The organism is Paenibacillus ihumii, from assembly GCF_001403875.1.
In the GTDB taxonomy this organism is placed as follows: domain Bacteria; phylum Bacillota; class Bacilli; order Paenibacillales; family Paenibacillaceae; genus Fontibacillus; species Fontibacillus ihumii.
In genome coordinates this window covers 1,064,368-1,083,106 of the sequence record NZ_LN884299.1, presented here as the reverse complement: position 1 = coordinate 1,083,106, position 18,739 = coordinate 1,064,368, and the positions used below count along the sequence as shown (strand labels likewise).

At 47.8% G+C, this 18,739-nt stretch carries 13 protein-coding genes, 1 pseudogene and 1 CRISPR repeat array; of the genes and pseudogenes, 4 read left to right on the top strand and 10 right to left on the bottom strand.

Annotated elements, in window-relative coordinates; genetic code table 11:
* Positions 1-101: 101 nt before the first annotated feature.
* The 4 genes and pseudogenes from BN2762_RS12470 to BN2762_RS12455 all read right to left on the bottom strand — a co-directional run.
* Complete coding sequence (locus tag BN2762_RS12470) at positions 102-935, bottom strand: carbohydrate ABC transporter permease (RefSeq protein ID WP_055107299.1); 834 nt, start codon at positions 933-935, stop codon at positions 102-104.
* Positions 936-938: 3 nt separating this feature from the next.
* Complete coding sequence (locus tag BN2762_RS12465; protein ID WP_055107298.1) at positions 939-1,832, bottom strand: carbohydrate ABC transporter permease; 894 nt, start codon at positions 1,830-1,832, stop codon at positions 939-941.
* 79 nt (positions 1,833-1,911) lie between these two features.
* The gene (locus BN2762_RS12460) at positions 1,912-3,243 is read right to left on the bottom strand and encodes an ABC transporter substrate-binding protein (RefSeq protein ID WP_055107297.1); all 1,332 of its coding nucleotides are present in this window, start codon (positions 3,241-3,243) and stop codon (positions 1,912-1,914) included.
* Positions 3,244-3,329: 86 nt separating this feature from the next.
* Positions 3,330-3,554: pseudogene (locus BN2762_RS12455) on the bottom strand (alpha-L-arabinofuranosidase C-terminal domain-containing protein); the annotation flags it as partial.
* A 1,742-nt stretch (positions 3,555-5,296) separates the two neighbouring features.
* On the opposite strand from BN2762_RS12455, the gene BN2762_RS12445 reads away from it, so the two are divergent.
* The 4 genes from BN2762_RS12445 to BN2762_RS12430 all read left to right on the top strand — a co-directional run bounded on the left by BN2762_RS12445 (position 5,297) and on the right by BN2762_RS12430 (position 10,638).
* Positions 5,297-6,286: an ArsR/SmtB family transcription factor gene (locus BN2762_RS12445; protein WP_055107294.1), complete on the top strand. Its 990-nt coding sequence runs from the start codon at positions 5,297-5,299 to the stop codon at positions 6,284-6,286.
* Positions 6,287-6,489: 203 nt separating this feature from the next.
* On the top strand, positions 6,490-7,488 hold the full coding sequence (locus tag BN2762_RS12440) for a substrate-binding domain-containing protein (RefSeq protein WP_055107293.1): 999 nt from the start codon (positions 6,490-6,492) through the stop codon (positions 7,486-7,488).
* A complete protein-coding gene (locus BN2762_RS12435) occupies positions 7,478-9,391 on the top strand; it encodes a cache domain-containing sensor histidine kinase (protein ID WP_055107292.1) in 1,914 nt (637 codons plus the stop codon). The genes BN2762_RS12440 and BN2762_RS12435 overlap by 11 nt, the downstream gene beginning before the upstream one ends.
* Positions 9,391-10,638 carry a response regulator gene (locus tag BN2762_RS12430; protein ID WP_055107291.1) on the top strand — a complete coding sequence of 416 codons (1,248 nt, stop codon included), beginning with the start codon at positions 9,391-9,393 and terminating at the stop codon, positions 10,636-10,638. The genes BN2762_RS12435 and BN2762_RS12430 overlap by 1 nt, the downstream gene beginning before the upstream one ends.
* An 82-nt stretch (positions 10,639-10,720) precedes the next feature.
* A CRISPR array of direct repeats spans positions 10,721-13,022; the repeat unit is 32 nt; unit sequence ATTTCAATCCACGCATCCACGAGGGATGCGAC.
* Between the two features lie 170 nt (positions 13,023-13,192).
* Here BN2762_RS12430 and cas2 read toward each other — a convergent pair.
* Genes cas2 through cas5c form a run of 6 tightly spaced genes read right to left on the bottom strand, consistent with a single transcriptional unit; the run spans position 13,193 to position 18,653 of the window.
* Complete coding sequence (cas2, locus tag BN2762_RS12425) at positions 13,193-13,483, bottom strand: CRISPR-associated endonuclease Cas2 (RefSeq protein ID WP_055107290.1); 291 nt, start codon at positions 13,481-13,483, stop codon at positions 13,193-13,195.
* A 9-nt stretch (positions 13,484-13,492) separates the two neighbouring features.
* Positions 13,493-14,524, bottom strand: coding sequence for a type I-C CRISPR-associated endonuclease Cas1c (cas1c, locus tag BN2762_RS12420; RefSeq protein ID WP_055107289.1), 1,032 nt, complete (start codon positions 14,522-14,524; stop codon positions 13,493-13,495).
* The gene (cas4, locus tag BN2762_RS12415) at positions 14,521-15,180 is read right to left on the bottom strand and encodes a CRISPR-associated protein Cas4 (protein ID WP_055107288.1); all 660 of its coding nucleotides are present in this window, start codon (positions 15,178-15,180) and stop codon (positions 14,521-14,523) included. Before cas4 ends, cas1c begins: the two co-directional genes overlap by 4 nt.
* A complete protein-coding gene (cas7c, locus tag BN2762_RS12410) occupies positions 15,170-16,033 on the bottom strand; it encodes a type I-C CRISPR-associated protein Cas7/Csd2 (RefSeq protein WP_055107287.1) in 864 nt (287 codons plus the stop codon). Before cas7c ends, cas4 begins: the two co-directional genes overlap by 11 nt.
* Entirely contained in the window at positions 16,030-17,937 is a 1,908-nt protein-coding gene (cas8c, locus tag BN2762_RS12405; RefSeq protein WP_055107286.1) for a type I-C CRISPR-associated protein Cas8c/Csd1, read from the bottom strand. The genes cas7c and cas8c overlap by 4 nt, the downstream gene beginning before the upstream one ends.
* A complete protein-coding gene (gene cas5c, locus BN2762_RS12400) occupies positions 17,934-18,653 on the bottom strand; it encodes a type I-C CRISPR-associated protein Cas5c (RefSeq protein ID WP_055107285.1) in 720 nt (239 codons plus the stop codon). The genes cas8c and cas5c overlap by 4 nt, the downstream gene beginning before the upstream one ends.
* Positions 18,654-18,739: the final 86 nt, after the last annotated feature.

Sequence of the window (18,739 nt, the reverse complement as noted above, 5' to 3'; positions counted from 1 at the left end):
AAGCACCTAACGGTGCTCTTAAAATAGGGAGTTGCCTCATACATTTCCTATATATATTTAATTAAAAACGGCTGCCTGCTATTATAAAAACCAGTTTAAAACTAACCTTTCACCGCTCCAGCCGTCATGCCGTCGATAAAATACTTCTGAAAAGCCACGAATAAAATGAAAATAGGAATAATGGAGAAAAACGATCCGACGATCAACAGGTCATAGTTGTTGCCATATGGCGTCAGCAGCGTCTTCAGGCCGATCGGAAGCGTGTACTTCCCGGCATCGCTGAGAACCATAAACGGCCAGAGGAAGTTATTCCAGCTGTTCATGCCGTTTAGAATGGCCATGGCCGCAAATGACGGCTTCATCACAGGTAAAATAATTCGCAGGTAAATGCCGTATTCGGAGGCGCCATCCACCCGCCCTGCGGCAATCATCTCCTTCGGCACGCCTCTTAAATATTGCCGGAAGAAGAAGATCGTTGCCGCGCTGGCGATGCCCGGCAGCACAATCGCCGAGTAAGAGTTCATAAGACCGATGTTGTGAGTCAGCGTATACAGCGGAAGCAGCAATATTTCAAACGGCACCATCATGATTAACAGCACGCAGATGAATAGAAAGTTCTTCCCCTTGAATTCATACGCCGAAAATCCGTAGGCTACCGTCGCGCTGACCAGCAAGGTCAACACGACCTGGACGATCGTCAGCAGCAGCGAGTTGAAGAACCAAGTAAAGTACGCATGATTGCCGGTAAACAAATAAACGAAATTATCCAAATTCATAACGGACAGGTCAAAGCTTAAGTTAAGCCCGTACCGAATTAAATCCTCTCCTGGCTTGAAGGACGCAATGGCAACGGCATAGAAAGGAATGAGAATCAGGGCGCATAGACCCGCAAAAAGTACGAAGAGGACGATTTTGATAGAAATATCCCGGCTCATTCGTCAATCCTCCTTCTTGAACATCCCGGAAAATGCCAGCTGCGTCAGGTTGATGATCATCGTGATCATCAGGAGCACAATGCCGACAGCCGCCGCATATCCCAAATTGTTCTTCTCGATTCCCTGCCGATACAAATATCCGACAATGGTCAGTCCGATGTTCTTCGGAGAGTTATTGCCGTTCCACAGCATCATACTCTCGATGAACATAGCGAGGCCCGCATAAATGCTGATCGTTAATACATAAATCGTAGTCGGCTTCAATAAAGGCATCGTAATCCGCGTGAATTTCTGGAAGGGCGATGCACCGTCAATCGAGGCGGCTTCGTAGTATTCGTCGGGAATATTTTTGAGGCCAGCCAGGAAATAAAGCATATTGACCCCGGTCCATCTCCAGGTCGCTAGCGACACCAAGGCGACAAAGCCGGTAACCTGCCCTTTCAGAAATTTGACCGGCCCGATTCCAAACCAGCCAAGCACGCTGTTGATCAAAGAGCCTTCCATTTCGCCGAACATCAATCTGAATATCGTACCTGCCACGACAACAGAGGTAAGCGCCGGGAAGAAGAACGAAGCTTTGAAGAAATCTCTTCCCCACATGAATTTATTGTTGATCAGCACTGCGAACAGCATGGGAAAGGGGATCAATATAGCCAGGGTCAGCACCATGTAAACGGCACTGTTCGTGACGGCCTTGAGGAAAACACCGTCGCCCATCAGCTTCTCGTAGTTGCTGAAGCCGATCCAGCTCGCCTCCTGGCCTAGCTGTATTTTCTGAAAGCTCATCCCGAAAGAGCTGCCTAGTGGGTATACCCAGAAAAAGATGAATACGGCTATAAAAGGCAGCACAAAAACATAAGGAGCAACCTTTTGTGAGTAGAGAAATTTCTTGATCATCGCACTACTCCTTTTTAAAATGGAGTGGAGCTACCCTCGCTAAAGAGCAGCTCGTCATGAATGGATAAACAAGCTGGCGTTATTTCAATTCCTGTTCAATTTGCGCCTGGGCTGCATCCAAGGCTTCCTTTATATCTCTGCCGTCTTCAAATATTTCATTTAATGTAATGGTACAGAGCACATTATTAATCGTAGGCGTCGCCGAAGTCGATTTGATCAGCTGGATTTCGTCCTTGATTTCATTCAGAACATCGAACGGATTATTTTGAAAATATTGCACGAATTGATTGTCCGGATTATGCGTGACATCCTGCATGTTCCAAACATCCATATTGACCGGATCAAAGCCAAGCGTGTTCCAGATTTCCTGGTTCGCATCCAGCGATAATTTGGCAAAAGCGAGAAAATCCTTGGCCAGCTGAACATCCTTGGCCGTCTTCGTGACTACGGTTCCCGTACCGCCTCCGCCCACGGATCGCGGCATCCCTTTCTCGATGACAGGGATCGGTGCGATCGCTATTTTGCCCGACAAGTCCTTCATATAGTTGGTGTATCTCGACATTTGCCATAAGGGCATAAAGGCCGCGGCGTAGTTGCCGGAATTAAATTCGCCATAGGCCTCTTCCGTATCGGGCTGTCCCCCGGCGATGGTTGCAATGACGTTGTGATCCTGCAAATCCTTCAAAATCGTTAGGCCTTTAATCATTGGTTCGGAATTGACGACGGGCTTGCCGGATTCGTCTGTAAAATCACTGCCCTGCTGCGCAAGCAGCATTGAGGTCTGCCAGGTTGCGCTGGTATCCGCGGTTCCCATGTATTTGCCGGTTTCTTCATATACTCTAATTCCAGCTTGCTTGAAATCCTCCCAGGTTACGATCGTCTTATAGTCGACGCCGGCCTGCTCCAGAAGCTCCGTATTGTAGAACGCAACCGATGCGCCTACATGGGTAGGGATGCCGTAATTCTGTCCCTCCTTACTGTACAGATCGACCCTGGATTTCACGATCGTGTCCCGGTACGGGTCAATGACATCATTCAGCGGCTCCAATTGGGGAGTTCCCGCCAGAAAATCAGGAAACTTGCCCAGCTCAATATCCGCGATATCCGGGGCTCCTACCCCTGTCTGCACCGCGATCGATAGTTTATTATGCATGTCATCATAAGGCATTACGGTCACATTCAACTTGATTTGCCGATCCTGGTTGGCCTCATTCCATTTTCCAAGCATCTTCTCAAAATGTTGTCCGTGTAGCTCTACGAATGTCCAATAGGACAATTCTGTTGCCCCTTCACCTGCCCCTGCGTCGAGAACCGAGGTTTCTCCTCCCGCGCTCTTGGGCGATTGTCCGCACCCAAATAACATGAGCGTCATTGACATTACAACAAACACAATAAACCATCTTTGCTTCATAGCTGACCTCCTTAAAATTTTTAAGTGCAGATCATAGAAGTAATAAAGCTATATACATCCAACTAAATCCGGCGCTAGGTTCTTGACTACGCCTTCTTTAGCCGTATGACGTTCCAGGAAGCCTTCGCCAGGCGGGAATTCACATAGCCGTCCTGACAAGCGGCATCTCCCCCCGAATGCGGCTTCACCTTCTCCTCGGCGGCGGTATTCACCGCTTTAAGGTCCTCATGCTCGAGCACGATATGCTCTATCACCCGGTACTTCTCAAAACCGCGCACATCGCATTCCAGCTCAAGCGCTTCCTCCAGATGATGCTGATGTTGTGGACAAATTCTTCACCTTCCATTTCAATTAAACATAAAATGATTTTATAATAATTCAATGAATGCGCTTGCAAATATAAAATAACACATGAAATATAGAATGTAAACAGTGAAATGTAAACCTTTTTATAAATGTATGAAGTTAATTTGCTATTTAGACATGCTAAGGTTAATTAGAGCAATATTCCTTCTCTTAATCCCGTATTAATTTTATATAAATATATAATATATCCGTTGATATATTCATAATTTCGGGAAATGCTAGGGTATACAGGGTAGTTGGTTGGGATTGGTGGGGTTGGTGGGGTTGGTGGGGTTGGTGGGATTGCGAGGATATGGTTGGGTGCCGGTATAGCGGTGGGTATCAACGGGACATGCGGGACTCGGGGGATAGTGGATATCCTTGACGGCTCCCTATCCTGCAGCATAATACTGCACCGCTGGAGGTTGAAACTGCACAAGTATATAGGCGGGATGTCACACGCATACACCGGCAGGATGTAAATTTTAGAGTAGTTTGACATGGGGGGATCTGCTACGTGGCGAGTTATAGCTTGGTTGATGGAATAAACCCGAACTAGTGGACATGCCCAGAATCTAGTTGCACTTAATACATCCATTTTGGTGTTATTGTGCTCATTTGGGTTAGATGAATGCATTTCCTACATCTAGATCATGCCAAAACGCCCCACTACTCTTAAAATCATCATTTCTGAATGCAGGAAATGCAGTTAGTTGTACATTTAGCGCGTAAACGACAGAATCTTAATGTATGAAATACAGTTACTGTAAAGAGGGTGTCATATTTACTCAAGGCAAACAAGCAAATTAGCGGATGAGCAAACGCAAAACGCGGACGGGCGAGGGCCGGCAGATGGCATGATCTACTTGATAGACAGCATCGGCCAGCGACAAACCAACGAAAACCAATATCCTTGGTGCTGGGAGATTAACGATGCAAGGCGTTGAAGCATTAGTCGGTATTCTGCTTCGGGGGTTCGGTATGATACCAAGGAAAGCCCTTGGCCAATTTGGCCAAGGGCTTATTGAAAGGCACCGGGTTATCAGAATTGATCCTCAAACGAACGGTTCGAGACGAACTCTCCGCAAATATCACCATCACCGGATAATTAATTTCCACGTAAATAGCATCAAAAAGGTAAAACTTATTTGAGCTCCCAGCTGACTAAGGATCGATCAACAGAGAGAATAGCCCGCCCGGGATTGTAAATCCGGCTCCGCATGAGGAGCCGCCTCTCTAAGCCAACCCATAGTACAGCTCCAGCCAAAATTTCGAAGCAGGTAGTCACCGCAAAGCATGCATTCCTTTTTTCTATGATCGCGTTGGTGAATTATCACCCTCTTGTTTCAATTAAGCATAAACTGATTGCATCATCACTAAATGAATTCGCTTACAGCTATAAAATAGCATACGTAAAACGCAGAGCAAAGGTATATACATAAATCTTTTCATTACTACATAAAACAATTTTGTTCATTCGCCGATATTAGTTTAAAAAGATGATAATTTGTCGATTTATAACCGACTCACCCTGAAATAAACTTCATAATAATTTAAAATAGTAGGGTGGTAATTTGTTAATATTTGTGATAATCTGCATTATTGTTACATTATTCAATTATTTGCTTTCATTTTCAGAAAAGTTGGTTTATAATTGTTTGAAACAAACGGAAATGCAATCACTTTTTTTCGGAGGCTGGTACGGTAGATGATCTATATTAAAGATCTAATGAGCGGGATCGATATATTCAAAGCATTGGGCTCGGAAATTCGCATTCAAATTCTTGAGCTGCTGGCGAACAATCAATCCTTGAACCTGAACGATCTGGCTAACAAGCTCAATCTAAGCAACGGCGCCATCACGATGCACATTCGGAAGCTCGAGGAAAGCGGGCTCATTGAAATTAATACGACTGTAGGCAAGCACGGAATTCAGAAAATCTGTTATTTGAACAAAGACAAGTTAATGGTTGACCTGCGGAGCAAGGATGTAGAGAACTTGTACGAGGTCGAAATCCAGGTCGGGCACTACAGCGATTATCAAGCGGCTCCTACCTGCGGATTAGCGACGAAGGACAGCATCATCGGCGATTTCGACGACCCTCGCTATTTTGCTGACCCGCAGCGCATTGACTCGGAGATCATTTGGCTCGCTGACGGGTTCCTGGAGTATCGGATTCCTAACTATTTGAAGCCGAACCAGACGTTTCGCGAAATTCAGTTCTCGATGGAGCTAAGCTCGGAAGCGCCTGGCTTCAATGACAACTATCCGTCCGATATTTATTTTTACATTAATGGCATCGAAATCGGCTACTGGACAAGTCCGGGTGACTTCGGCGATGCCCGGGGCACCTTCAACCCCGACTGGTGGCCGCCTCACTTGAACCAATACGGCATGCTTAAGCTGATCCGCATCAATAACGAGGGAAGCTTCATCGACGGATGCCGGATTTCGGACGTCACGATCGATCAGATCAAGCTGGACTACAAGAGCGAGCTGACCTTCCGAATCGCGGTGACCGACAAGCCGGTCAACAAGCGAGGCCTGACGATTTATGGCAAGCATTTCGGCAACTATAGCCAGGATTTGCTCGCCCGGGTGCTTTATGATGTCCATGAGGTCGAGAATAAAGAATCCAAGGCCAGCAAAGAGAGCAAGCAAGCGGATAAGACCGCAGAGGTGCCGGCACAGGAATAAACAAGGCGATGTCGTCCTAAGTAGAAGCGATCATGCTTCAGCCTATAGGCTGTCTTTAGCTGCAGAGATACGAGCTGCGTTAAGGACGGCCTTTTGCCCGTCCGGCTCCTGGACGGCCCTGCTCCACCTGCGAAAAACGATATATTTCAGCGAAGTTTCGTAGTATGATGTGTCCAGGCTCGTTTTTTGAAAGGGGTTTCAGTATGAAGAAGATTGGGATTGTATATTTGCTGCTGATCGGCTTTTTTCTGCTGTATGTACTGGATTACAGATCTCAAAGCCACTTGAACGAGCAGTGGAAGACGGCAGGCTTGCGAGGCGAAATCGATGAAAAGTACGTGATGGTCACCTTTCAAATGGGGATCGATTATTGGAAAAGCAGCCTGAAGGGCTTCGAGGACGCTGCCCAGGTGCTGAATGTGTCTGTCGAATACCGCGGCTCGACGCAGCGTGACGTCCATGAGCAGATCACGGTGCTGGAGCAAATCATCGCCAAAAAGCCGGCGGGCATTGCGATCTCGGCGATCCACCCCGTCGATTTGACGGAGACGATCAACAAGGCGGTGGACGCGGGGATTCCCGTCGTGCTGTTCGATTCCGACGCGCCGGGGAGCAAGGCTTACTCCTTCCTCGGTACGAATAATTATTCCGCAGGCGTCAAGGCTGCGCATAAAATGGCGGAGCTGACGAACGAACGCGGCCAGGTCGCAGTAGTCACCGCGCCGAACCAGCAGAACCATCAGGAAAGAACCGACGGCTTCCTCGCTACGATCCAGCAGAGCTACCCGGAAATGAAGGTCGTTGCCGTCAAGAACGGCAAGGGGGATCAGATTTATTCCCGGCAATCCGCCGAGGAGATCTTGGGGGCTTATCCTGATGTTGCGGGCATTTTTGCCACGGAGGCGAACGGCGGTATCGGGGTCGCGGAAGCCGTGCGGGAAATCGGCGGGGTTCAACGCCCGAAAATCATCAGCTTCGATACCGACAAAGGCACACTGGATCTCGTGAAAAGCGGAGATATTTCCGCGACGATGGCTCAAGGCACCTGGAATATGGGCTACTGGTCGCTGCAGTTTCTATTCTCCTTGGGGCATGATCTGAACACCGCGCAAATCCCGGGCACGCCTCCCGTTCCCGAGCAGGTGGATACCGGGATCACCGTCGTAACGCGGCAGAATGTGGATGATTACTATGCGAAATAAATTTACGTCAGCGGGGGTACGCCAATTGTCATTCAATAACCTGCCGATCCGCTATAAATTGATTATTCATTTTCTGCTGATCAGCATCTTGCCGTCTATCGGCCTCGGATTCCTTATTCACTGGACTGTGGATCGGGTTCTGGATCGCCAGGTCACGAACAACACGCTGCAGCTGATCGGCAAGGTGAATGAGTCCCTTGAGACCTATGTGGAAAATTTACAGAACATGACGTTCCTTATCGCCTTTAATCCGGATGTTCAGCGCTTCCTGGAGCCCGGCGGCAAGCCCGTCCCTGCGCCCGAAACTGTTCAGGAGGAGGATCATTACGATATTCGCAAGTTCCTGCAGGGCTTCACGACACTGCACTCGGAGGTCGCCGGCATCATGATCGTCAACAGTGACGGCGAATATATCAGCAATGAAATGTATGCACGGACGCCCAGCGACTTGAGAAGCGAGTCCTGGTATCAGGAAGCCGTCCGCAATAAAGGAATATTCAAAATCGTCGGCCATCCCCGCAGCCGCAGCGTCACAAACCATGTCCATTATAAAAACAGCGAGGTCGTATCGGCGGTAAGAGCGATTCTTGATCCCGATACGCAGCAGGTTAAAGGCGTTGTTCTCATCGATTTGAAGCTGAGAGTCATAGCAGAAACGGCGCAGGACGTCAGACTGGGCAAAACCGGCTACCTCACGGTCATCGACAGCAGCGGCGAGCTGATCTATGCTCCTCCTGATCCGTACATCGACCATATTCCGCTGGAATGGCTGAGCCAGGACGGTTCGGGAACGTATTCCCATCAAGCGGACGGGCGGAAGCTGCAATTCATTTACCGGGTATCCCCATTCACGAACTGGACGACGGTCGGCGTCTTTAGCACGGAGGATTCTATCTCGGAAATGCGGGAAATCCGCTTCTATGTCGTCAGCTTCGTGTTCGTCGTCTGCCTGCTCGGGATGACGGCCTCCTTCTATCTGGCGCACTCCATCTCCCGGCCGATCGGGCAGCTGATGTCCTTCATGCAGAAGGCTCAATCGGGAGATTTGACGATCCGCTACTGGGGCGACCGTTCGGACGAGGTCGGCCTGCTTGGCCGCCGCTTTAATGAAATGCTCCTGCAGATCAATCGGCTCCTTTCCTTGACGGAACGGCAGGAAAGGCAAAAGCGCGAGGCCGAGCTCAGCAGTCTGCAGGCGCATATTAAGCCGCATTTTCTATACAACACGCTGGATACCATCCACTGGATGGCCCGCCGAAAAGGGGCTGTAGATATCGCCGAGATGGCTGAATCGCTGTCCAAGCTGTTCCGAATCGGACTGAGCAAAGGCAATGTCATCATTCCATTATCCGATGAAATAGAGCATATCCGCAGTTATTTGCAGATCCAGCACGTCCGATACCAGAACAAGCTGGATTACGAGCTGAAGGTCGATCCGGCCGTGCAGGGGCTTAACGTGCTGAAGCTGATTCTCCAGCCGATCGTGGAAAATGCGATTTATCACGGGATTAAGGAGCGCCGCGGCCCGGGATGGATTGAGATTGAAGCGTACGAACAGGGCGGCGATCTGGTCATCATCATCCGCGACAGCGGCAAAGGCATGACACCGCAGAAGCTGTCCGGGCTGCGCCAGGCTCTGGAGCAGGTGGCGGGCTCCGACGAGGAACCGGGAGCCGGCTCAGCATCTGGAGGAAATTGGGTTAAACCATCGGCTGGCGAGGCTGCTAGCACGGCCGGAGAAACGAAGGGATACGGTATCTTGAACGTACAAGCCCGGCTGCGGCTTACGTTTGGCCCTAAATATGGCCTGAGCCTGGACAGTGTCCTCGGCGAGGGAACGACGGTAACCATAATTCATCCGCTCTTGCGGGACCATGATATTCCAAATGGAGTTGATCGCTAATGTTAAATCAGTCTGCGCAGTCTTCGCCTGTCCCGGATCACCGCTGGAAGGTGCTTATCGCCGACGATGAGTTCATTATTCGCGAAGGCATCCGGGAGAGCGTCGATTGGGAGAAGCTGCGGCTGCAGGTCGCGGCGGAAGCCGAGGACGGCGAGGAAGCGCTGGAGCTCGCCCTCCGGCATCAGATCGACATTCTGCTTGTCGATCTCAATATGCCCATCATGGATGGGATCGAGCTGATGAAGCATATTCGCGAGGAGCTGCCGGATTGCAAAATCGTCATTATTACGGGCCATGACGAATTCGCCTATGCCCAGACGGCGATCCGGCTGCAGGTCAAGGATTACATTCTGAAGCCTGCCAATCCGACGCAGCTGGAGAAGGTGCTGCGCCAGGTCAGGGATGAGCTCGAAGCGGAGGCGATCCAGCAGCAGCATCTGCAGACTGCTTCCCGGCAAATTACGAGGAGCTATCCTCTGCTGCGGGAGCGGTTCTGCCAGGAATGGATGGACGGCAGCATGACCGAGGAGGAAATCGTGGAGCAGCTGGCTTTTCTCCAATTGCCCGTGACGGCCCCCGCCCTGCTTGGCATGATCCGCCTGCGCGAGGCGGCAGCACCGCAGCCGCTGATGAAGGAGAGCGAGCGCCAGCTCTACTTGTTTGCGATCGAGAACATTGCAGCCGAGCTGCTCGCCTCCTATCCGAAGGTCATCTTCCGCGACCCCTTCGGCGTTATCGTAGTGCTGCTATGGAGCTTCTCGGCCGATGCCGATTTCCATCAAATCGAATCATCGGTGCGGACTTACCTGAAGGTGGCCGTTGACGTCCATTTAATCGAAGGAGAAGGGGACGTTACCGCAATGCCGTCCGCCTACCGAAGATGCAAATCCGCCGTGCTGAAGGAGACCGCCGTCTCCCCCCTGGTGCGCAGAGCCAAGCAGTATATGCTGGAGCACTACGGCGATTGCACGCTGACCCTGGAGTCCATGGCCCAGCAGCTGCAATCTTCTCCGGTATATTTGAGCCGAATGATCAAGCAGGAGCTGGATACCTCGTTCAACAGCTATTTGACACAAATCCGCATTCGCCGGGCGTCCCAGCTGCTGAACGGCACCGACCTGACCATCGCCGAGATCTCCAGGCAGGTCGGCTACGAAACCCAGCATTATTTCAGCACCGCCTTTAAACGCACCACCGGAATTTCCCCCCTGCAATATCGCAAAGGAGGCGCTGCTCAGGATGAGTAGCGCCTTGTTTTTTCTTCATTCTAATTTTAAAATGCTGCGTTAGGCTACAACAGCCTCCATACGTTTTTTGTTAGCCGTTTCTGTTTTAATTCATGCATCCGCGAGGGATGCGACCTCGCTCGATCTCTTTCATTGAGATGGTCATCATATTTCAATCCACGCATCCGCGAGGGATGCGACTGACGTTCTTTTTCGCCTACTCGCATCCCTTCTCGATTTCAATCCACGCATCCACGAGGGATGCGACTGCAGATTATGAAAAAAGAGTTTCCCTACATCAATTAATTTCAATCCACGCATCCACGAGGGATGCGACGTAATTCTATTGCGCCAATTTCATCCTTATTATTAATTTCAATCCACGCATCCACGAGGGATGCGACTTCGTCCGCGGATAGAGATAGCGCGCACGCCCGCTTATTTCAATCCACGCATCCACGAGGGATGCGACATCCACTGATACATTGGTTGCCTTTAGTCGTTGGATTTCAATCCACGCATCCACGAGGGATGCGACTCTCGACTCGGCCTCGCCAGTTCGGACCCGTAGCAATTTCAATCCACGCATCCACGAGGGATGCGACGCAAATGTGGAGGTGGAGGATATTGCGTAAACGATTTCAATCCACGCATCCACGAGAGATGCGACACGGCTCCCAATTTATTTTTTCGCTTGGCATCATTTCAATCCACGCATCCACGAGGGATGCGACTAAGTTGATCAGCCAGAAAATGAGCCTGAATATCTCATTTCAATCCACGCATCCACGAGGGATGCGACCCTCCACTCACCAACCGTACCTTATCGCCTTTTGCATTTCAATCCACGCATCCACGAGGGATGCGACGCTTGCTAAGAAGCTAATTAGTAGATCGGGAGGGAAATTTCAATCCACGCATCCACGAGGGATGCGACCAGAGGCTTCTCTCTTACCCTTATTCAGACTTTGATTATTTCAATCCACGCATCCACGAGGGATGCGACGTATGCTGATACAGTAATCCTGTACGACCCGGGTTATTTCAATCCACGCATCCACGAGGGATGCGACCCCTCTCATCACGGCATTCATTTTTTCACCGCGAGATTTCAATCCACGCATCCACGAGGGATGCGACTCGTATATAAATTGCGCTCCGGTTCCGACTGCTTATTTCAATCCACGCATCCACGAGGGATGCGACCACAATTTTTACTCCTGGAGAGATATGTCTCCAATTTCAATCCACGCATCCACGAGGGATGCGACGAAGTCACACTACGCCCCGGCCACGTTATCGACGCGACATTTCAATCCACGCATCCACGAGGGATGCGACATACAATATTTCCGCGTCTGAGAGCCACATCGGTATTTCAATCCACGCATCCACGAGGGATGCGACTGTTTTCTCGTACAGCACGAGCTGGATTTGATAAAGATTTCAATCCACGCATCCACGAGGGATGCGACACGATGAAGACATAAACGACTATAACGTGTATATGATTTCAATCCACGCATCCACGAGGGATGCGACTCACGCATTGGAACGGATCGTGGAGCATTTGAAATTTCAATCCACGCATCCACGAGGGATGCGACTATTATCAATTTTCGTCCAGTTATTGCACGTCAATGATTTCAATCCACGCATCCACGAGGGATGCGACTGCCAAAGTATGAGCCTGGAAGCAATAACTTCGATGCATTTCAATCCACGCATCCACGAGGGATGCGACCTAGATGAGCATGCTGCAGCTATAACGGATCTGATTTCAATCCACGCATCCACGAGGGATGCGACATTCCTAGTCTATTTAAGGAGGTAGAAATATGTCTATTTCAATCCACGCATCCACGAGGGATGCGACAAAACGTCTTAAATGTTCGTTCCCCATTAATTAAAATTTCAATCCACGCATCCACGAGGGATGCGACTCTAAATCCGTCAGGGTAATTGTCGGCCTATCAACATTTCAATCCACGCATCCACGAGGGATGCGACGGTAAAAGCTGGATGTTCAAGCTTTGCCGCTGTTATTTCAATCCACGCATCCACGAGGGATGCGACCAACATTTCCATTGTGTGGCTGGAAGAGTGTTCAATTTCAATCCACGCATCCACGAGGGATGCGACCCTCTCCTTTTTTGCTGCTTTGGAGGTGGATTTTTATTTCAATCCACGCATCCACGAGGGATGCGACTTGCAAATTCTTAAGCGTATAGCTGGTACTCTCATTTCAATCCACGCATCCACGAGGGATGCGACGCGCTCCAGAATTTGTAACGTATTATTATTTGCATTTCAATCCACGCATCCACGAGGGATGCGACGTCCCCACCAAACCCCTGCGTCAACATAATCCTGATTTCAATCCACGCATCCACGAGGGATGCGACTGCGATTTATAACGTATATTGACGCTATAGACGCAAATAAAACAACTTTTATGCTAATAATCGTAATAATATCAAATTTTAGTCATGTATATTTTTCCATCTTAGATAATTAAAGTTTATTATCTGGTGCGAATGTCCCTGGAGAATCATGTTCGCTTCACATTCGCACCTTACAAAATTAGGGGCCCTTCCAAATCTAGTGACTCTTTGACACCGATGTGCTCAACCTTATTCCGATAGTTATTCCCGAGCTGATAGAAACGGAGGCTATCCTGGTCAGGATCGATAATGTCCATAAGCTTTAGCTTTAGAGTTGCAAATTGAGCGGCATCGACCACACATTCAAATACTGAATTTTGTACGCGCTGTCCATAGTTTTGGCATACCTTGGATACCCTTCGCAATCTGCGCTGCCCCGCACCGCTCACCGTACTTACATCATACGTAATTAATACTAGCATATCTCACACCTACTTCCATAGAAATGGAGGATATTCATCCAAGTCATTACGTAAATGACGCGCCAGAAGCAATGCCTGTGCATAAGGTACGAGTCCCCAAGACATTTTCTCGCCAAGATACGGATGTGTAATCTTCTCTTGCTTCTTGTTCTGCCAAGCTGCTAAGAATTTTTTTCTTGCTTCATCCGCCATGATCACAGCACCATTCTCTTTATGAAGGAAGTCCTCATGATTGACGATTTTCTTGTTAATTAAAGTTAGAACGAACTTGTCAGCGTAGATTCCTCGAAGCTCTTCCATGACATCTAAGGCTAAAGAAGCTCGTCCGGGGCGATCCTGATGTAAAAAACCAACATATGCATCAAGCCCCACCGCTTCTAAGGCTGATGCCGTATCGTTAGCTAACAACGTATAAGCTAGCGACAACATAGCATTTACGTTATCCAATGGCGGTCTTCTTGAACGGGTACGGAAATAAAAATGTTCTTTCTGCTGCAGAATCATTTGATCCAGCAATGCATTGTAGCTGACAGCCGCTTGACCCTCTAAGCCCCTTAATCGCTCCAGATCCTCGCATGCTCGTACATCCATCATAATAGACGACAGGTGCTGGGACACTTCTTTAAATTGATCTACATTCACACGCAGCGGGTAGTCCCGGGTCATTCTCTCAATCATCCATTTATGATTGAAAATTTTGCCTACAATGAAATTCCGGGCAATTTTAGTGGAAAGCAACTTGTTTTCCGAAAGAAGGTACTGTTTCTTCCGTAGAACTACATTGCCTTTGCTTGCTCCAATAACTCTAGCCAGAAATCTTCCGCTCATCGTAAGAAACACCAATGAAATATTCCTGTCCGCGCAATACCCCATGAACGCTGGACTTGCCCCCGTATAACCAAATGCTACAATAGACTCCAGATTGTGAAGCGGCAGCCTTCCGAGCTTCTCCTGCTCCTTGAGAAGAACAACATTATCTCCATCTAAGGATAAGTAAACATCTGGTTGCGTAATAAATAGGGTGTTCAGCAGCTTTTTCATTCCTTAATTTTCCCTTCAATATAGCTCTTTACAGATCTTTTATTCATTAATTCTGGCAAACAAATCAAATGAAGGGAACAGCTGTTGCAAAAAGAACCCGTCTTGACTTTTGGTGTCAGTCTACGGATGTAGTAATCCTGCATTTCGGAAACGAGCATTCTCACTTTACCTTTCATTTCGGCAGTTAATTCAACCTCGACTCTATGCTTTATTTCATTATAAAACATAAAACCTTTGTCTATATTGCATAACAGCATTTCTTCCAGACATATGGCCTGAGCAGTTAGTTGCAATAAGTCAGCATCATTCAACTTTGGTTTTCCCCGCTTGTATTCAACCGGATATGCTCGATATTTCCCTTCAGCACCATGAATCTCTACACCCTCATCGTCCTTAACGAATTCTACTACATCGCATATACCTGTGATCTTAAGTTCATCAGACTTGACGGGCATTGCTCTTACAACGAGTTTGTCCCTACGCTTCTCTCTGATAAATGGCTGATCCGCCTTCTGATGGAGATATTGTCCTTCAATCGTTCTGACGTTCTCTTCCCATTGCTGCTCAATATGAATAAGCGCCCACTGTCGTTTGCAAAATTGAAAATGCTGTATCCCCGATAACATGAGGTAATCGTCATCTTCCTTAAAGGCCATCTATCACTTCAACCTTTAATCCTTCTAATTCAATAAGTTCAAGCGAATAATCCTCGAAAGATTTAGGCTCTTCCGATCTAGGCGTCACCTTCAGCGAACGATGGACTTTGGCAGAAGAATACTGGCCAAGCTTGGAATTATGCTCCCACCAATAGACCTTATGAATCTCCATACTCCCATCCGGCCTTGCTGCCGACGCGTCATTTTCAAACAGAGTGACCAGCGCCTGCTTCATCTTGTTCGCATCCTCTTGCGTAAATCCGGTTTTCTCCGCCAATTGCGTATTAATACTTCCATAGAAAACATACAGCCCAAAGTCTACGCGGTGCTTCATTCCCATCGTATCTGAACCGCGCTCTTTCCCCGGTTCGGAGTTGACGCTCTTCGTAATTTGCATACTTGTAATATTAATAGGATCAACACTAACAGCCGTGTGAATGGATACTGGCCCTCTTACACCGACAGAGACACCCCCGCCTTTGTCAGAGCTTTTAAAAGCAAATACTTGCCCAAAGCTGCGAACATCCAGCCATTCTTGGCATGCTATTCTAGCAAAATCATCACTCGAGCTGGTCTTGGACTTTAGAATTTTCTCCAATTCTGCGTTGGCATCCGCCCTCTCTCTCAAACTGTTAAACGAATCTGACTTGCGGTCGTTGGACTGAACAAATATGGATTCTCCCATGTCTTGTAGACGGTTCCTGATTTTACGTTTGATCGCTACATCCGAGATTTCACCGTGACCATCATAATTTTGTCTAGGACGGTTTCCATTTAACGGATCCCCGTTGGGATTGGCATTCGTCACAGACAGAACTACGGCAAAATCTATTTTATGATCTAAAATGGTCATATTGATTTCTCCTCTTCATTAGACGCTTCTATAGCATCTTTATTATTTTCCCTTTTCTGATAGAGCTCATGTCGTTGACTATAGAAACCCAATAAATATTTGCCAGATAGCGGTTTGTTGTTGAAATCTTCGATCTTTATTCTAGAAGCCACTTCATCAATGATTTTTGATAAGTATGAAGCTTTCGTTCCCATTCGGGCCTGATAAGGCTGCAAGCTCTGTTGAATCGTCATCCAGGTTCTTGCGGGGTGCCGAGAAAAAGCGTTCATATAACGAATGGCATTGCTCGCTCGCGTCTCTTCCCGCCCTAGTGCCGATCTTTCTAAGACATCCGCAACCGCCAATAATCGTCCGAATAGATAGTCGCGATCATTACTTTCCGTGTCTAATGCCAAATTGAATCCCTCCTGTCTGTTAATTAGGGCGCAGGCAATACTCAATGTCTTCTCCCACTCCCATTTCTCCATAGAAACCGGATTGGAGGCTCGCTGATATACGCTAGTCACAATGTCTTGAGGAATTTTAAGATCATCCACAATGCATGGCAGCATGCGCTCCATTAATCCTTTTACGACTTTCTCATTAGCTCTTGGCCCATACGCTGCGAAAGCAATATCCTTGGTAGCCGGAGCCCCATAGAATTGAACAAATTCACCTTGTTCATTCTTCCGATAACGATGCAGCCATACACAGGTCGAGTGCCACTTCACCAGTCTGTCCAAATACATCTCTTTATCCATGTGCCGATAGTACAATACAGCCATTCGTCCAGTTGTGGCCGAGTCAAGAATCATGATGTTGACTTGGGATTCCGATGAAATATCGTTTCTATACCCTTCCAAAGCCTTAGAAACCTCATTTGCAAATTCCTGGTTTGTAAATGACTTTTTTTGTACCACCGTAACAGGCGTAGGATCAATGGAGTAAGTGTCTTCTGTCGGGTCCGCGAGATCCGGCATGTCGTTGCCCCATACCAGAAATACGCGTTGGTCTATAATTTTGGCTTGGCGGTTAATGAGCCACTTCAAGGCATTATGAGCTTTTTGAGATACTTCGTAGCTGATACTGGCGACTTCGTTACTTTGATTAAAACGGCCCCTGAACGTAAAACCGCTAGTATCGTTAGCTGATATGAGCTTTGCCTTATCCGCAGCATTCCTGATTTTATTCGCATGCTTGTCCGTGCTCGGCAGATTTTTACCTGTTACGTAACAAATTTCTTCGCCGCCCAATAAATCCTGGTAATATCTAATGAAGGAATCGTACATCTCCCGGTCTTTCCACACTTTTGTTAAAATATCTTTGGGAGAGTGCACATTGAAGCGAATAAATGCACTGTCTTGCCCCCCGGTTACCGTTGAGAAAATAAGAGGTTTCTCGGGATACAGCGATTCGTATCTGCTATCCCATTTCTCAATTAGCTTGTTATTCGCATCAACGCATAAAATCTTCGCCTGAACTAGGTCCTTAATTAATTGTCCTTTTCTTAAATAGTTATAAATGCTTCGAACCTTGGCTGTAGCGTAAGGAGATTGAGCCCAATCTTCCAGTTGTTTGATGTAATATGTAAATGGCTCTTCTTTCTTGATTTGCCCGCCATAAGCAACAAAATCTCCAGCAACATAGCTTAATTTATCGTGCAGCGGGTAAGGCGCTATTTTTGATCCAGCCCGGCTTGCTGATTCCTCTGTGCACGGTATAAGAGTACTCGCATCATTTTTATCAATAATGAACGCGGAGTGAAACTCTCCATCTTCAGTGACTTCTACTTCAATATGCGCATTCTGCGTTGTATGGGAGACGGGCAGAAGGGTATACTCACGATCATTGTATTTCTTCTCAATTTCACCGACACGATCCAAATTCGATTCATAAGTCTCATATAAATGCAATAACCAGCTCATCCCTTGCCCTCCTCTCCAATTTGTGCGTATAAATCCTCAACAGATTCAACATTGGCTTGATTGAACGACTTCGGCTTCATATCGGAAATTTTGCGAACCTGCGTGCATTCTTCTGGTCGTATAAATTGGATGATGCCGTTTCTCATTACAGGGTTCCATAAACGGACTTCCATCTGATCTCTGCCCGTCTCATCCGGGTAATTGATGCCGTGTACCATATGACCAAAATGCAATTCTTCTACATCGTCATAAGCTCCTTTGCCTTCTCCAAACACGCAAGGTTCAACATAGCCCTGACATTCCCGCGTCCCAAGGAAAATATCTCTGCGTCCTCCGGCCTTAACCGCTCGCTTCAGCATGTTATGATGCTTGTGTTCGTTACGATCATAGGCCATGTCTCGACGATTCATATTAAATTCGAAATGCGCTCTAACCTGATACCTTGGTTGCCTTATATAAGTGTAATTTGCTAGGGTATTCCCGCCGCTATAATCAATGGGACGAATGCCCTTGGATTCCATGCGTATCGCATTCATCACTCGAACTTCATCGACGATCATAATCAAAGTCGGTTTCCAGTAAACGCTTTCAAGCATTCCCTTGAGCGACTGGTACGTGGGGATCTGGTAGCTCAGCTTCTCTCCGCCCATTTTGGTTAGCGGATCGGTGAACAGCGCATAGTCACCGTATACCTCGAATTCGATTGAATTTCGCATAGAACTCACCTCCTTCCTCATTATGGTATTTTAACAACTCTATAATATCCCACAATTTAGGTTATGTAAATATCATAATACATTAT

Bases quoted from the DNA above. Each gene is read 5' to 3' on its own strand.
- BN2762_RS12470 (WP_055107299.1), bottom strand. From the start codon at position 935: ATGAGCCGGGATATTTCTATCAAAATCGTCCTCTTCGTACTTTTTGCG.
- BN2762_RS12465 (WP_055107298.1), bottom strand. From the start codon at position 1,832: ATGATCAAGAAATTTCTCTACTCACAAAAGGTTGCTCCTTATGTTTTT.
- BN2762_RS12460 (WP_055107297.1), bottom strand. From the start codon at position 3,243: ATGAAGCAAAGATGGTTTATTGTGTTTGTTGTAATGTCAATGACGCTC.
- BN2762_RS12445 (WP_055107294.1), top strand. From the start codon at position 5,297: ATGATCTATATTAAAGATCTAATGAGCGGGATCGATATATTCAAAGCA.
- BN2762_RS12440 (WP_055107293.1), top strand. From the start codon at position 6,490: ATGAAGAAGATTGGGATTGTATATTTGCTGCTGATCGGCTTTTTTCTG.
- BN2762_RS12435 (WP_055107292.1), top strand. From the start codon at position 7,478: ATGCGAAATAAATTTACGTCAGCGGGGGTACGCCAATTGTCATTCAAT.
- BN2762_RS12430 (WP_055107291.1), top strand. From the start codon at position 9,391: ATGTTAAATCAGTCTGCGCAGTCTTCGCCTGTCCCGGATCACCGCTGG.
- cas2 (WP_055107290.1), bottom strand. From the start codon at position 13,483: ATGCTAGTATTAATTACGTATGATGTAAGTACGGTGAGCGGTGCGGGG.
- cas1c (WP_055107289.1), bottom strand. From the start codon at position 14,524: ATGAAAAAGCTGCTGAACACCCTATTTATTACGCAACCAGATGTTTAC.
- cas4 (WP_055107288.1), bottom strand. From the start codon at position 15,180: ATGGCCTTTAAGGAAGATGACGATTACCTCATGTTATCGGGGATACAG.
- cas7c (WP_055107287.1), bottom strand. From the start codon at position 16,033: ATGACCATTTTAGATCATAAAATAGATTTTGCCGTAGTTCTGTCTGTG.
- cas8c (WP_055107286.1), bottom strand. From the start codon at position 17,937: ATGAGCTGGTTATTGCATTTATATGAGACTTATGAATCGAATTTGGAT.
- cas5c (WP_055107285.1), bottom strand. From the start codon at position 18,653: ATGCGAAATTCAATCGAATTCGAGGTATACGGTGACTATGCGCTGTTC.